This window comes from Bradyrhizobium sp. MOS001 (genome assembly GCF_004634465.1).
Taxonomy (GTDB): domain Bacteria; phylum Pseudomonadota; class Alphaproteobacteria; order Rhizobiales; family Xanthobacteraceae; genus Bradyrhizobium; species Bradyrhizobium barranii.
Genome location: NZ_SPVJ01000011.1, coordinates 122,580 through 136,460, shown reverse-complemented (window position 1 = coordinate 136,460; position 13,881 = coordinate 122,580). Strand labels below are relative to the sequence as shown.

Sequence of the window (13,881 nt, the reverse complement as noted above, 5' to 3'; positions counted from 1 at the left end):
CTCTTCAATAAACGAACGCGAGCGTTGATGCAGCAGCTCCGCCTCCTGCGGCCGGAAACGGAGCCACGGCTTCTTCAGCCAACCGATGAAGCGGTGATCGTTCATGGCGGCCGCGCAAGTCTGCATGACCGGGACCTGTGTCGCCAAAAAGGCGATAGTCCGTCCACAAGGTTGCGCCCACGAAGCGGGTGCCCCCAAGTGTGACCTCGGCATCTTCAAGGAGATGAACGTTAAACGAAGGCGCCAGCGCACGCGCTTCCTCCAGCTCGGGCGGAAGAAAGCGGCGATAATATTCGTGATTTCCCATGACCATAACAATCGGGATGGCCAATGGCACGATCTGGCGCAGCCGTTCGAAGGCGCGTCGTGCGCCTTCGCAGGTGTCGCCGGCAACCACGACGACATCGATGCCCTCCGCAAGAACGATATGCTTGATAGGGAGGACATCAGCATGCAGATCGGAGAAAATCTGGATCCGCATGATTACTCCTCGCCTTCGCAGAATGCAGCGGCAAGAGCCGCTTCGCTTGCGGCAAACTGTTCGCTGCTCATCGGGCAAGCTTTGTGCCGGTCGAGCCAGGCAAGGCCCAGTTCCTCGGCGGAAGGATCACCCCACTGGCAGCGGCCAAGAACGTGCGACAGAACCAGTACCGAGGCGGGATCGCCCGCAAGCGCGCAAGACAGAAGAGCCGACATGACGATGTCGATCTGCAGCGTCACGACGCGCAGCGGTATCAGCGAAAGCGCCATTCCGACGGCAGCGGTGGCATCGCCCGCCAACGCAGCAGCGGCTTCCGTGCCGCCTCCCATGACGGCAAGCCCGTCGAGCGCGGCGGAAACTTGGAGATGCTCCGCGCCGTCCAGCTGATGCGGGGGCAATAGCCGCCACCACACCAGCGGGTGCGCATCTTCAGGGCTGTAGGTCTCAGGCGCTTCAGGGGCTCGGCCGGCCTCACCGCTTTGTGCACTGAGCAGCTGTTCGAATTCCTGCGAGTACTTAGAGGACATATGCCTTACCCTCCTAAGCGTCGATCAGGATGGTGTGGGGGTGGCGTACCGGCTGCCACACGCGGACGCCGATGTGCGCGCCGGTCACCACCTTGGCGGCAATGGCTGCCGACGGGAACCAGACGTTTGCGATCAGGCGAGATCGATCGCCAACACCATCGATATCGACCAGCACCTTCTTGTTTCGCAATTCCTTACGACGATCGGTAATGATCTTGTGCGCGCTCGGATTGACGACGTTGCGAACTTCGGACCCTGCGGTCACGATGAAACCGCGCTCAGAATGCGGATAACCGCGGGCATAGATCCCTGTATAGAGCAGTTCGCGCTCGCTACTGTTTGCGGGATCGACGCGGACATCGATCTGCATGGGGTCGCCATCCTCGGGGCCGATCGGATCAACCTCGACCTCGGGAGCAAGCATCGCCGAGTGCTGGTTGTCGAAGTTCGAATCGAGCGCACGGCAGCCGGCGTCGAACAGGAAGACGCGGGCGTCCATGACAATGCGCTCCAACTCGGCGCGCTTTTCCTCCGGCACCGCCGGGATCTGCGGGTCGCGCAAATTGGTGACGACCACATAGTTCATCGACTGCGCGATTTCCCAGAGGCGATACTGAAGGTAAAGGACCGGCAGCTTGTCCAGCCACGGATCGGGGTAGCCGACGATCACGTAGACCTCGCGAGCAAAGTTCTTGGTCGGATCGTCGAGGTGGTCGATAACTCGCGAGAACCCGTTCTTGGTCTCACCCACGTAAACCGTGTTGTGGTTGGCCAGAAGATATCCGGCGGCGCCAACGGCACGGTCGAGCGCGATGCGGGACACCTGCGGCATCGGGCAAGCCCACACCGCGACGCGGCTGGCATCATTGTAAATGCGGCGCAAGCCGGTGGTATCGCCCTCGGGGCGATAGATCTTGGATGTGCAAGCCGCAAGCGCCGGCAATTGGAAAATGGACGACATATTGGATCCCTCTAAGTATTTGAGAGATCGCGAGGCCAATGATCGCGTCGGTTCGCCGAGCTGCCGGTTCCGGAAAATCCAAACGCGGCAGTCAGGACCGGTCTCATCCGTCGCGAAGGCGGATCAGATCGGAGGGCAAAGCGTCGTCGCGATCGTGTACTGCGCCGCAACAACGACGCAATGCATCGAACCTCGCGATCGAAGCCTAGGCGTTGTGCGGGCCGCTGGACACAGCCACTGCGACGGCGGCGAAGCAAAGCTCCACCGCAAGCGAGTGCAGCGCCTCGGCGACGGGCGCGCTGGCCTTGAGCAACAGGAGGGGCGGGGGCAGCGAATCGGAGATATAAGCAGACTTAGCCATTATCGACTCCCTATTAGTCGGTGGTGGTCAGGCCGTCGCTTCGTATTTGCACTACTTGGCGGCGGCCGCTTTGTCTCGCAGCTTTGCGAGGCAACCGAGGTATGGTCCGATCCGCGTCGTGTCTACGGTTGGCCGAAAATTTCTCCAGTCAGGATGGTTAACGAGCTATTGTACGGACATCTCGATTGAGCCGGCTGGCGATTTCGACCTGATCTGCGGAAGGAGTTCAGCGCGAAGCGGTAGCCCGCGGGGTGTATCGGCTGCGGACAACATCTTCGATCCGCCGGGCCCACGGTACCCCGCCAGCGTCTGCGGCCGGCGGGATACTTAGGTTTGCCCGAGCCTTTCCCGTTTCGCGAATGTTGCGTGGAATTGGCTGACTGGGCTCACTGCCAGATCGATAGACATCTTGAACCGCTGGCGAGAGATCTGGCCCGTTGCAATCTCTTAACCCTGCATGAGGGCTAAGCTTTCGGGAGTCATTCGTCGTGCAACGAGTTTTTGACGTTTTGCAACGTGTCCTTGGGGAAATCCGGTGGCCGGCCCATCGCATGACGCGTCCCAAGAACACGTTGCAAAACGTCTAAGACACGTTTTTTAACGTGCCATGTAATGGGGGGCCGAGTTCAAAAGTGCGCCGCCTCACCTCCCGCCGACGTCCACCAAAAGGGATGTGCCGAAGGGGGAAATTTCAAGCACGAGAAGCGGGCCTCTGCGCTCCACTTGTAACTGGATCTCGGGTGCTGGGGCGCCCTCACTTTGCTTTACTAAATTATCGGGGCGCCCGTCGAATTGCTTTCAGCAATTCGCCCGTCCGGCGCACCGCGCTGCCTGTCGCCATTCGCACTGGAACAGCCTTTTTAGGGAGACGGGCCCGGCTGGGAGGCGCTTTGATGTACTGCCGGGGCCGCTCCGCCAGCCGAGAGACAAGCTCAGCATCATTTAAGTGACGCTTGGCGTCCCAAGTTCCTGCCAGTCAGTCTGCGGAGTTCAGGGTGGTAAATGACGACGGCGGTAAGTCCGCAATAAGAGAGGGCCGCCTTGCGGGGCCAGTCTAATGTCATCAACGCCGATCAGCGGTCCGTACAAATACCGATAGACAGCGACGCCCCACTCTCATTAAGAGTTTGGCGGGGCCTTTGGTTGACTTGGCAGGGCTAGGTTAGGCTGCGATTGCGGCGAGCCCATCGATGCCTGCCTGTACATCGATACTATTTACGTGATGATCGCGTCGCGTTGATCGCGTTCAGATTGTTCAACACCGCCTTGCGGTGTTTCGGACTGCGTCGGCTTACCGCGACGGCAACACCCCCTTGGTGGGGACCATAGTCAGTGGACTATGGTGAAGGCATCGCTCGTTCATTCTGAACTGACGCCCGGAACATTTGGCCCGCCAGCTCACGCTGGCGGCCGAGGCAAAAATATCAAAATGGCCTGGGCGAGTGTAACTCCGATGATGCTACCCACCACCTTCTGAGAGAGGTCGAAAAACGCTGGCTCGTGGTTAGGTGTCAACGCTTGCAGGAGCTCAAGCAAGACAGACACGCTTGTTGCCAGAGCGCAAGAGAGCGTGAACCGACCGGGTAGCAGAAAGGAAAGCAGAAATCCTAGCAGGCCATATGCGCTGAACCGCTCGACGACGACGACCCAATACGTTTCGGCGTGGCCCAGCAATGCTGGTCGACCCGCCAGTCTAGCCAACGTGGCGTAGACAATTAGAGCGAGGCAAATTCCCATCGCAGCGATAAGGCGATTCGGGTTCATGCCCTGACAGGGTAGATCATTGGTTGGCAGAAGCGCAGAAAAGCTGAGAGCATCGTTAAGAGGGAACTAGGCTTGGTCCAGGGGATTAGGCCGGTTCGGGCGGCGCATTGCCGTAATGGCAGGTGCAACCGTTCAGCCCTTTCGACGGCAAGCTTCTGATAGCCAGCGCCTGCGCTTCGAATTCAGCTTTCAGCCTGGGATTTATCTCTGTCTCAGCAGGCGCGCCGGTTCATGCTGGTGGTCCGCAAGCTACATAGACCACAAGCGGCGGTGCCCGCCGGTCTATAATCTAATCGCCCCCCATTCGCTGAAAGGTCGGCGGGAATCTCTTTGGGACGAGTGGATCATCTTTCTGCGCCAGCTCTTCGATAAGCAGGAGAACCGCTAGTCGCGTCCCCGGGCTCTTGATCTCCTTGAAGGCGTTGGTCAGGCGAAGCACTTCGCGAGCGCCTTTGGAAATACAGATGGGCACCCATTCAACGTAGGACGCGACAGGGGATCTGCTACGGCTTGCGCATTTCCGAGCAAAAGCCGGGCGAAAGGATCTAAGTGAAATATGCAAACAGCCCCAGTGAGAAAATTTAGCGGAATAATTTGTTAAATTTCAAACGTATTCTACGGTTCCCCGAAGGAACCGCCGAATTGCTTAATCTGTCTTCGAAACGATGGGGGCCTGCCGGTTCGGAATGTCGCTTCTCTTCGAGAGCAGGAGTGGCCCCAGCTCTTCCAAGGAAGCTCCAATGAGGACGGGTAAGAGAGACCAGGGCCGCTCCGGCCGGCGCGGATAGCAACAAGCCGGCCACGGTCAATCGGTCGGCTGCTGTGTCGTTCGTAAGCTTTGTCGCTAGCGGGTCGATGCTATCCGATCGACGTCAAGCATTACGCCACCGACCACCACCAGAACGCTCAACGGTCCAGGGGGTCTTTTACCCTCTGCAGTTAAATCGCACCCAGCGTATCCCTGATCAGGAACGGGGCTTTTCGGCCTCGCAATTATTGTTTGCTACCAAGCGTTCCGCCACCGGTGATGAGAGCGAGTAAGGTATCGCCCGCTTGCCTTCGAGGTCAGTGAAGCGGACACCCGATCACCGCTCCCGCGCACCGCCAAGTAGAGTCCCCCAGTGTCCGCATGAACGCCAGCTTGCAGGGATTTAACTTGGTTCGAATTGAGTGTCACTTTAACGTTCCCCCTCCGCATACCACCTACCGTCACGGATGCTTTGCTGGTCATGGTCAGTCGTTCCACAATCGACTTGTCGGGATGTGTGACCATCACGGATACGATAAAGGGACGGATGCGTCAGCTTACCACTTTTTTGCCAGAACCGGCTGGCGTTCGGCGAATTTGTGCGAAGTCAGACGATGGTTCCTGAAGCTATGCTACTGTAAACAAATCAGAATACGAGATGTGACGATGCTCGGTGATGGCAGGCGCGGTACTAAAAATGGATACATGATCCGTGACGGCATTCGGTAAACTCGTCCGCACCACGGCATTCCGGCTGACGCTGGTCTACCTGCTGCTGTTCGCGATGTTCGCAGCCTCGCTGCTCGGCTATTTCGCCTGGAACACGCGGCGGTTGATCACCGAAGAGATCACGCAGACGGTGAATGCCGAGACCTCGGAGATCAACGAGATCTACGGCCGCCGCGGCCTGGTCGGCCTCGTACGCGCGATCGAATATCGGGCACTGCGACCGGGCGCCAATCTCTACCTTGTGACCACGCCCACGGGCCAGGCGATCGCCGGCAATGTCGGCTCGCTGGCGCCGGGCGTGATGGCGACGTTTGGCTGGACGGAGACCGCCTATCGCCGGATCGAGGACGCGGATGACCGCGACCATCGCGCGCTCGTGCGCGTCACCGAATTGGAAAACGGCTTCCGGCTCCTGATCGGCCGCGACCTCGCCGAGCGGCGGCGCCTCTTCGGCATCGTCGCCAAGGCCGCGCAATGGTCGGTCCTGATCGTCGTAGTGCTTGGCCTCGGCGGCGGCATCTTCGTCGCGCGCAGGGTGTTGAGGCGCATCGACGCGATGACCGGCACCGCGCAACGCATCATGACGGGCGATCTCAGTGGGCGCCTGCCGGTGGGGCGCAGCGGCGACGAACTCGATCGTCTTGCGGAAAACCTCAATGCCATGTTGGAGCGGATCGAGGCGCTGATGGCGGGGCTGAAGGAGGTCTCCGACAACATTGCGCACGATCTCAAGACGCCGCTGACGCGCCTGCGTAACCGCGCCGAGGAGGCGCTGGCGAAATCGGGCAGCGAAGCCGATTACCGTGTCGCGCTGGAGCGGACCATCGAGGAATCCGACGGCCTGATCCGCACCTTCAATGCGCTCCTAATGATCGCGCGCGCCGAGTCCGGACAGGCGCGCGGCAACATGGACGATTTCGACGCGGCCGACGTGGCGGGCGGCATCCACGAGCTCTACGAGCCGCTGGCCGAGGAGGACGGCATGACCTTGAAGGTCAAGACCAATCCCTCGCCGGTTCACGCCAACCGCGAATTGATCAGCCAGGCGCTCGCCAACCTGGTCGAGAACGCGATCAAATACGGCAAGCCGGTCGCGCAGACCGGTGGAACCGTGGTCAGCATGGACAGCAGGCAGATCATCATCGAGGCGAAGCGCGAGGGCGACCAGGTGCTGCTCAGCGTCACCGATCGCGGCCCTGGTATCCCCGAAGCCGACCGCAAGCATGTCGTCGAGCGATTCGTGCGGCTTGAAGCCAGCCGCACGCTGCCGGGCTCCGGCCTCGGTCTCAGCCTTGCCGCCGCGGTTGCGACATTACATGGCGGAGAATTGCGGCTGGGTGATGCCCAGCCCGGCCTCGTCGCCACGCTGGTGCTCCCGGCGCGTGTCGGCGACAGGGTTGCTCCGCCAATGCAGGATGTGCCACAGAAGGTGGCATGAACCACTCCGCGCCGGGAAACGCGGACAAGCATGGTGAGGGCCTGGCCGCGCGCTTCGCGGAGGCTCCCCATATTGCCGCTTCCACAACTGAAGAACGACGTCTTGAAAACTGGCTGGCTGAGCTCGAGCCGGTTCAATCAGCCCGTCTCGAGGCCCTGCTGGTCCATCCCTTCGCGCGGGATATTTTGGCCGGCATCGCCGAATTCTCACCCTATCTGTTTGATCTCGCGCGCGCCGAGGCGCCGCGCCTGATCCGGCTGCTCGAATGCGATCCGGACGCGCATCTGGCCGCGCTCATCGCGGAGGCGAGGGATGCGGTCCTTGTGGCGACCGATGAAGCCGAGGTGATGCGGCGGCTTCGCAGGATGAAGGCGGAAGCGGCGCTTCTCACCGCGCTGTGCGATATCGGCGGCGTCTGGCCGGTGATGCGGGTGACGGCGGCGCTGACCGATGTCGCGGTATCCTCGGTGCAGGCGGCGCTCCAATATCAGCTGCGTCAGGAAGCCGCACGTGGAAAAATCCTGCCGCCCAATCCCGAAGCTCCGGAAGAGGGCTGCGGCCTGATCGTGCTCGCGATGGGCAAGATGGGGGCGGGCGAGCTGAACTATTCCAGCGACATCGACCTCATCGTGTTCTTCGATCCCGATGCCACGACGCTCGCGCCCGACATCGAGCCGCAGCCGTTCTTCGTGCGGGTGACGCAGGGCGTGGCGCGCATTCTCCAGCAGCGTACCTATGACGGCTACGTCTTCCGCGTCGACCTGCGCCTGCGTCCCGATCCGTCCTCGACGCAAGTGGCGATTTCGCGAGACGCCGCGCTGAACTATTACGAGCGGGAAGGGCGCACCTGGGAGCGCGCCGCGATGATCAAGGCGCGTGCCTGTGCCGGCGATGCCAAAGCGGGCGAGGCGCTGCTCGCCGAAATCGCGCCCTTCGTCTGGCGCAAGCATCTCGACTTCGCCGCGCTTGCCGACGTCCACGACATGAAGCGGCAGATGCAGACCTATCGCGGCCAGAGCGAGATCGCGGTCGAGGGGCACAACGTCAAGGTCGGGCGTGGCGGCATTCGGGAGATCGAATTTTTCGCGCAGACGCAGCAGCTGATCGCCGGCGGTCGCCATCCGGAGTTGCGGGTGCGGCCGACGCTCGCCGCGCTCGATATTCTCGCCACCAGCAACTGGATCACCTTTGCCGCGCGTGACGAGCTGACCATTGCCTATGAATTCCTGCGCCGTGTCGAGCACCGCCTCCAGATGATCGCCGACGAGCAGACCCATGCGTTGCCCGACGACAAGGAGGCGGTCGAGCGCTTTGCGCGCTTCTTCGGCTATCCGGATCGCGAAGCCTTCGCGCGCGACCTGTTGCGGCAGCTCCAGATCGTGCAGGGACACTACGAAAAGCTGTTCGAGGGCGATGACCCGACCGGCACGGCAAAGCTGCCGGCGCTCGACTACAGTGCAGGTCCTGACGATCCGCGCCTACTGCAATATTTGACGACGCTCGGCTTCAAGAAGCCGGCCGCACTCGCGCAGACCATACGTGACTGGATCACAGGCGACTACCGCGTGTTCCGCAACGACCAGACGCGAAGCGCTTTCGTCGAGTTCGTGCCGGCCCTGATCGACGGCCTCGCGCGGGCCGAGGAGCCGGATCGCGCCGTCGTGGCGTTCGATCAGTTCCTCCAGGCACTCCAGCTTGGCGGGCGGCTGATCACGCTGCTCGGCCAGAACCGCGATCTCGTCGCGCTCGTGGCGCTGGTGCTGGGCGCGGCGCCGCGGCTCGGCGAGATGCTGGCGCGGAAGCCGCAGCTCATGGACGGCCTGATCGATCCCAGATTCTTCGGCGCGATGCCGGACAAGCGGGAATTGTCGGCGCGATTGGCCGCGACGGTGCGCGACGCCGACTCCTATGAGGAATTTCTCGACCGTCTCCGCCTGTTCGGGCAGGAGAGCCTGTTCCTGATCGGCACGCGCATTCTCTCCGGTACGGTCTCGGCGCAGCAGGCCAGCACGGCTTTCGCCGATGTCGCCGAAGGCATCGTCCACACCGTGCACGATCTTGTCGCCGAACGCTTCGCCGCCCAACACGGACGTATCAAGGATCAGGAGACCGCGATCATCGCGATGGGCCGGCTCGGCAGCCGCGAGATGACGGCATCGTCCGATCTCGACCTGATCCTGCTGTACGATTTCGACAGCGACAATCCGGACTCCGACGGGGCCAAATCGCTTCAGGGCGCCCACTACTTCGCGCGCTTCACCCAGCGCCTGATCAGTGCCTTCACCACACGCACCAATTACGGCGTGCTGTACGAGATCGACATGCGGCTGCGCCCGTCGGGACGCGCCGGTCCGGTGGCGTCGAGCCTCGTCTCATTCGCGGACTACCAGGCCAACGAGGCCTGGACCTGGGAGCACATGGCCCTGACCCGCGCCCGCGTGGTATCGGCCTCGGGTGAATTCCGTGAGCGGATCGAGCGTATCATCCGCGATGTCCTGACCCGCCGCCGCGATCGGGCGACCATTGCCAACGACGTCGCCGACATGCGGCGCGCCATCGCGCAGGAGAAGGGCGATAGCGACCATTGGGATCTCAAATACGCTGCAGGCGGCATGGTCGATATCGACTTCATCGCGCAATATCTCCAGCTCGTGCACGCCCATGACAAGCCTGAAATTCTCGACGTCAGCACCCTTCAGGTTCTGGACAACGCCGCCAAGCTCAACGTGCTCCCGCAATCGGAGGCGGAGATCCTGCGCGCGGCGGCGCGGCTCTATCACGACCTGACGCAGATCCTGCGGCTCTGCGTCAGCGACGGCTTCAAGCCCGAGACTGCCGGCACCGACCTTCAGCGCGTGATGGCGCGCGCCGGCGATGCGCCCGACTTCTCGTCACTGGAGGCGCGCGTGAAGGAAACGCAGAGCGAGGTGAGGCGCGTATTTACGGCGCTGCTGGAAGGGACGTCGTCTGCTTCAGCGAGGTAAGAGCCTCGCGCACGTTCGGCTCCAGGCCTGCGCCGCCCGCGTCGAGATGAGCGAAGATCGCGCGCTTCATCCGGGGATCCCAGAACTTCTTGATGTGGTCGGCGATTCCCGGCACGGCCTTGTCGTGACCTTGGCTCTTGAAGAAGGTACCGATCTGGTTGGCCATGTAGACGAGGCGGTCAGGCGACGACATCGATAATCTCCCGAGCACGATGAGCCGTAACGCGACTCTGGTGCGTGAATACTTCAAACCCATCGCTGCGGGCAATCGCGATCAACGTGATGCCGGCGGCCTCCGCGGTGCGAACCGCGAGCGCGGTGGGCGCCGAAACGGCGACCAGCACCGGGGCGCCGATTGCGGCCGTCTTCTGCACCATCTCGACCGAGACACGGCTCGTCAGCAGCACCATGCCCACGCTAGCGTCCGTCCGGCTGCGCGCCAGCGAACCTGCGAGCTTGTCTAGCGCGTTATGGCGGCCGACGTCCTCGCGCAGGGCCACAATGCCATTCGATGGCGACCAGAAGGCTGCAGCGTGGACCGCGCGCGTCTGCATGTTGATCGATTGCAGGGGCGCGATCGCCTGCATCGCCGTCATGATCTGTTGCGGCGTGAAGCTGGACCCTGGTGGGACGACGGCCGCGGGCCGCACGGCCTCGGCGATTGAATCGATGCCGCAAATGCCGCAGCCGGTCGGGCCGGCAATGTGCCGCCGCCGCTCGCTGATGCGCGCGGCATCTTCCGACGCCAGCCACATGCGCAGCTCGATGCCGTCGTCGAGGCGGACCACTTCGAGCGACTTGATGTCGTCGACCGACCTGATGATGCCTTCGTCCAGGCTGAAGCCGACCGCAAAATCCTCGAGGTTCTGTGGAGTCCCCATCATGACGGCATAGCTGCCGCCGTTATAGGTCAGCGCCAGCGGCGTCTCCTCCGGGATCAGGCGCGCGCCTTCGGACGCGACTCCGTCGCGCCAGATCTCGCGGTCGATGGCCTGGACCGGCACGTGCATGCCGTTACTCCGCTGCCTCGGCCGGCGCGATGCGGCGGGAGTGCTGCGCCTGCGCGTCATAGGCCTTCTGCCAGTCGGACGGGCCGTTCGACGGCGAGATCTGCACCGCCGTGACCTTGTATTCGGGGCAGTTGGTGGCCCAATCCGAATAGTCGGTGGTGATGACGTTGGCCTGCGTGTCCGGGTGATGGAAGGTGGTGTAGACGACGCCCGGTGAGACGCGGTCGGTGATCTCCGCGCGCAGCGTGGTTTCGCCCGCACGGCTCGCGAGCCGCACCCAGTCGCCGTCGCGCACACCGCGCTGCTCGGCGTCGTGCGGATGAATCTCGAGCCGGTCCTCGGCATGCCAGACCACGTTCTCGGTGCGCCTTGTCTGCGCGCCGACATTGTACTGGCTGAGGATGCGGCCCGTGGTGAGCAGCAGCGGGAAGCGGGGACCGGTGCGCTCGTCGGTCGCGACATATTCCGTGACGATGAACTTGCCCTTGCCGCGGACGAAGCCGCCGATATGCATCACCGGGGTGCCCTCCGGCGCCTTCTCGTTGCAGGGCCACTGCACCGAGCCGAGTTCGTCGAGCTTGGCGTAGGAGACGCCGGTAAACGTCGGCGTCAGTGCCGCGATCTCGTCCATGATCTCGGACGGATGGCTGTAGTTCATCTCGAAGCCCATGGCCTTGGCGAGGGCGATGGTGACCTCCCAGTCGGCCATGCCGTTCTTCGGCGTCATCACCTTGCGGACGCGCTGGATGCGGCGCTCGGCATTGGTGAAGGTGCCGTCCTTCTCGAGGAAGCTCGAGCCGGGCAGGAAGACATGGGCGTAGTTCGCGGTCTCGTTCAGGAAGAGGTCGTGAACGATGACGCATTCCATCGACGACAGCGCCGCCACCACGTGCTTGGTGTTGGGATCGGACTGGAGGATGTCCTCGCCCTGCACGTAGATGCCCATGAACGTGCCTTCGATCGCGGCATCGAACATGTTGGGAATGCGCAGGCCCGGCTCCGGGTTGAGCTTGACGTTCCAGAGCGCCTCAAACTGGTCGCGCACAGCGTCGCCCGAGATGTGGCGATAGCCCGGCAGCTCGTGCGGGAACGAGCCCATGTCGCAGGAACCCTGCACGTTGTTCTGGCCGCGCAACGGGTTCACGCCGACGCCGGGGCGGCCGATATTGCCGGTCGCCATCGCGAGGTTGGCGATCGCGATCACCGTGGTCGAGCCCTGGCTGTGCTCGGTGACGCCGAGGCCGTAATAGATCGCGCCATTGCCGCCGGTGGCGTAGATGCGCGCGGCTTCACGCAACACCTGCGGATCGACGCCGGTCAGGATCGCGGTGGCTTCGGGGCTGTGTTTCGGCTGGGCGACGAAGGCGGCCCATTCCTCGAACTCGGCCCAGTCGCAGCGCTCGCGCACGAAGGCTTCGTTGGCGAGGCCCTCGGTGACGATGACATGAGCCAGCGCGGTCACGACCGCAACGTTGGTGCCGGGCATCAGCGGCAGGTGCAGCGCCTTCACGTGCGGCGATTCCACCATTTCGGTGCGGCGCGGATCGATCACGATCAGCTTGGCGCCCTGGCGCAGCCGCTTCTTCAGGCGCGACGCGAACACCGGGTGGGCGGAGGCGGGATTTGCACCAATGATGACCGCGACGTCGGTATCTTCCACCGAGTCGAAGTCCTGCGTGCCGGCCGACGTGCCGAAGGTCTGCGACAGGCCGTAGCCGGTCGGCGAATGGCAGACGCGGGCGCAGGTGTCGACATTGTTGTTGCCGAAGCCGCCGCGGATCAGCTTCTGCACCAGATAGGTTTCTTCATTGGTGCAGCGGGACGAAGTGATGCCGCCGATGGCGTCACGGCCGTATTTCTTCTGGATGCCGCGCATCTTGGCAGCGGCAAACGAGAACGCCTCATCCCAGGACACTTCGCGCCAGGGATCCTCGATCCGCTCGCGGATCATCGGGTTGAGGATACGCTCCTTGTGGTTGGTGTAGCCCCAGGCGAAGCGGCCCTTGACGCAGGAATGGCCGCGATTGGCCTTGCCGTCCTTGTACGGCACCATGCGCACGACTTCCTCGCCGCGCATCTCGGCCTTGAAGGCGCAGCCGACGCCGCAATAAGCGCAGGTGGTGACGACGGAGTGCTCGGGCTGGCCGATCTCGATCACCGACTTTTCCGTCAGCGTCGCGGTCGGGCAAGCCTGCACGCAGGCGCCGCAGGAGACGCATTCGGAGCCGAGGAAGCTCTCGCTCATGCCGGGCGAAACACGGCTGTCGAAGCCGCGGCCCGAGATGGTCAGTGCGAAGGTGCCTTGCACTTCCTCGCAGGCGCGGACGCAGCGCGAGCAGACGATGCACTTCGACGGATCGTAGGTGAAATAGGGGTTGGATTCGTCCTTGGGCATCCAGGCGGCGTTGACCTCGCCGTTGGATTTGGCGAAGACGTGGTTCTCGCCCTCATAGCCGTAGCGCACGTCGCGGAGGCCCACGGCGCCGGCCATGTCCTGCAATTCGCAATCGCCATTGGCGCCGCAGGTGAGACAGTCGAGCGGATGGTCGGAGATGTAGAGCTCCATCACGCCCTTGCGCAGCTTCTTCAGCCGTTCGCTCTGGGTGTGCACGACGAGGCCGCTCATGACCGGCGTGGTGCAGGAAGCGGGCGTGCCGGCGCGGCCCTCGATCTCGACGACGCAGAGACGGCAGGAGCCGAACGCGTCGACCATGTCGGTCGCGCAGAGCTTTGGGATCTGGTGGCCTGCATCCATCGCGGCCCGCATGATCGAGGTGCCCTCGGGCACCGTGACCTGGTTGCCGTCGATGGTCAGCGTCACCATCGTCGTCGATTTGGAGCGCGGTGTGCCGTAGTCGATTTCTTCGATCAGAGACAT

General features: G+C 62.9%; 9 protein-coding genes. 2 read left to right on the top strand and 7 right to left on the bottom strand.

From position 1 onward, the window contains the following. Nucleotides 1-4: 4 nt before the first annotated feature. The 4 genes from CT676_RS45240 to CT676_RS44065 all read right to left on the bottom strand — a co-directional run bounded on the left by CT676_RS45240 (nucleotide 5) and on the right by CT676_RS44065 (nucleotide 2,330). Entirely contained in the window at nucleotides 5-481 is a 477-nt protein-coding gene (locus CT676_RS45240) for a metallophosphoesterase (RefSeq protein ID WP_244623178.1), read from the bottom strand. 2 nt (nucleotides 482-483) lie between these two features. Continuing rightward, complete coding sequence (locus CT676_RS17435; protein ID WP_135215020.1) at nucleotides 484-1,008, bottom strand: hypothetical protein; 525 nt, start codon at nucleotides 1,006-1,008, stop codon at nucleotides 484-486. A 13-nt stretch (nucleotides 1,009-1,021) separates the two neighbouring features. Further along, entirely contained in the window at nucleotides 1,022-1,951 is a 930-nt protein-coding gene (locus CT676_RS17430; RefSeq protein WP_135215019.1) for a hypothetical protein, read from the bottom strand. Between the two features lie 223 nt (nucleotides 1,952-2,174). Continuing rightward, entirely contained in the window at nucleotides 2,175-2,330 is a 156-nt protein-coding gene (locus CT676_RS44065; RefSeq protein ID WP_167768072.1) for a hypothetical protein, read from the bottom strand. Between the two features lie 3,224 nt (nucleotides 2,331-5,554). Here CT676_RS44065 and CT676_RS17415 point away from each other — a divergent pair. Both CT676_RS17415 and CT676_RS17410 read left to right on the top strand, forming a co-directional pair. Beyond that, entirely contained in the window at nucleotides 5,555-7,009 is a 1,455-nt protein-coding gene (locus CT676_RS17415; protein ID WP_135215016.1) for an ATP-binding protein, read from the top strand. Beyond that, complete coding sequence (locus CT676_RS17410) at nucleotides 7,006-9,993, top strand: bifunctional [glutamine synthetase] adenylyltransferase/[glutamine synthetase]-adenylyl-L-tyrosine phosphorylase (protein WP_135215015.1); 2,988 nt, start codon at nucleotides 7,006-7,008, stop codon at nucleotides 9,991-9,993. Before CT676_RS17415 ends, CT676_RS17410 begins: the two co-directional genes overlap by 4 nt. On the opposite strand, the gene CT676_RS17405 is transcribed toward CT676_RS17410, so the two are convergent. Genes CT676_RS17405 through fdhF form a run of 3 tightly spaced genes read right to left on the bottom strand, consistent with a single transcriptional unit; the run spans nucleotide 9,950 to nucleotide 13,881 of the window. Further along, nucleotides 9,950-10,186 carry a formate dehydrogenase subunit delta gene (locus CT676_RS17405; protein WP_028151503.1) on the bottom strand — a complete coding sequence of 79 codons (237 nt, stop codon included), beginning with the start codon at nucleotides 10,184-10,186 and terminating at the stop codon, nucleotides 9,950-9,952. The two genes, CT676_RS17410 and CT676_RS17405, sit on opposite strands and share 44 nt — an antisense overlap. Further along, entirely contained in the window at nucleotides 10,173-11,003 is an 831-nt protein-coding gene (gene fdhD / locus CT676_RS17400) for a formate dehydrogenase accessory sulfurtransferase FdhD (RefSeq protein WP_135215014.1), read from the bottom strand. The genes CT676_RS17405 and fdhD overlap by 14 nt, the downstream gene beginning before the upstream one ends. A 4-nt stretch (nucleotides 11,004-11,007) precedes the next feature. Further along, on the bottom strand, nucleotides 11,008-13,881 hold the full coding sequence (gene fdhF / locus CT676_RS17395; RefSeq protein ID WP_135215013.1) for a formate dehydrogenase subunit alpha: 2,874 nt from the start codon (nucleotides 13,879-13,881) through the stop codon (nucleotides 11,008-11,010).

What these genes read in the sequence shown, in the direction of transcription:
- CT676_RS45240 (WP_244623178.1), bottom strand. Translation starts at nt 481, where the DNA reads ATGCGGATCCAGATTTTCTCCGATCTGCATGCTGATGTCCTCCCTATC.
- CT676_RS17435 (WP_135215020.1), bottom strand. Translation starts at nt 1,008, where the DNA reads ATGTCCTCTAAGTACTCGCAGGAATTCGAACAGCTGCTCAGTGCACAA.
- CT676_RS44065 (WP_167768072.1), bottom strand. Translation starts at nt 2,330, where the DNA reads ATGGCTAAGTCTGCTTATATCTCCGATTCGCTGCCCCCGCCCCTCCTG.
- CT676_RS17410 (WP_135215015.1), top strand. Translation starts at nt 7,006, where the DNA reads ATGAACCACTCCGCGCCGGGAAACGCGGACAAGCATGGTGAGGGCCTG.
- CT676_RS17405 (WP_028151503.1), bottom strand. Translation starts at nt 10,186, where the DNA reads ATGTCGTCGCCTGACCGCCTCGTCTACATGGCCAACCAGATCGGTACC.
- fdhD (WP_135215014.1), bottom strand. Translation starts at nt 11,003, where the DNA reads ATGCACGTGCCGGTCCAGGCCATCGACCGCGAGATCTGGCGCGACGGA.
- fdhF (WP_135215013.1), bottom strand. Translation starts at nt 13,881, where the DNA reads ATGTCTCTGATCGAAGAAATCGACTACGGCACACCGCGCTCCAAATCG.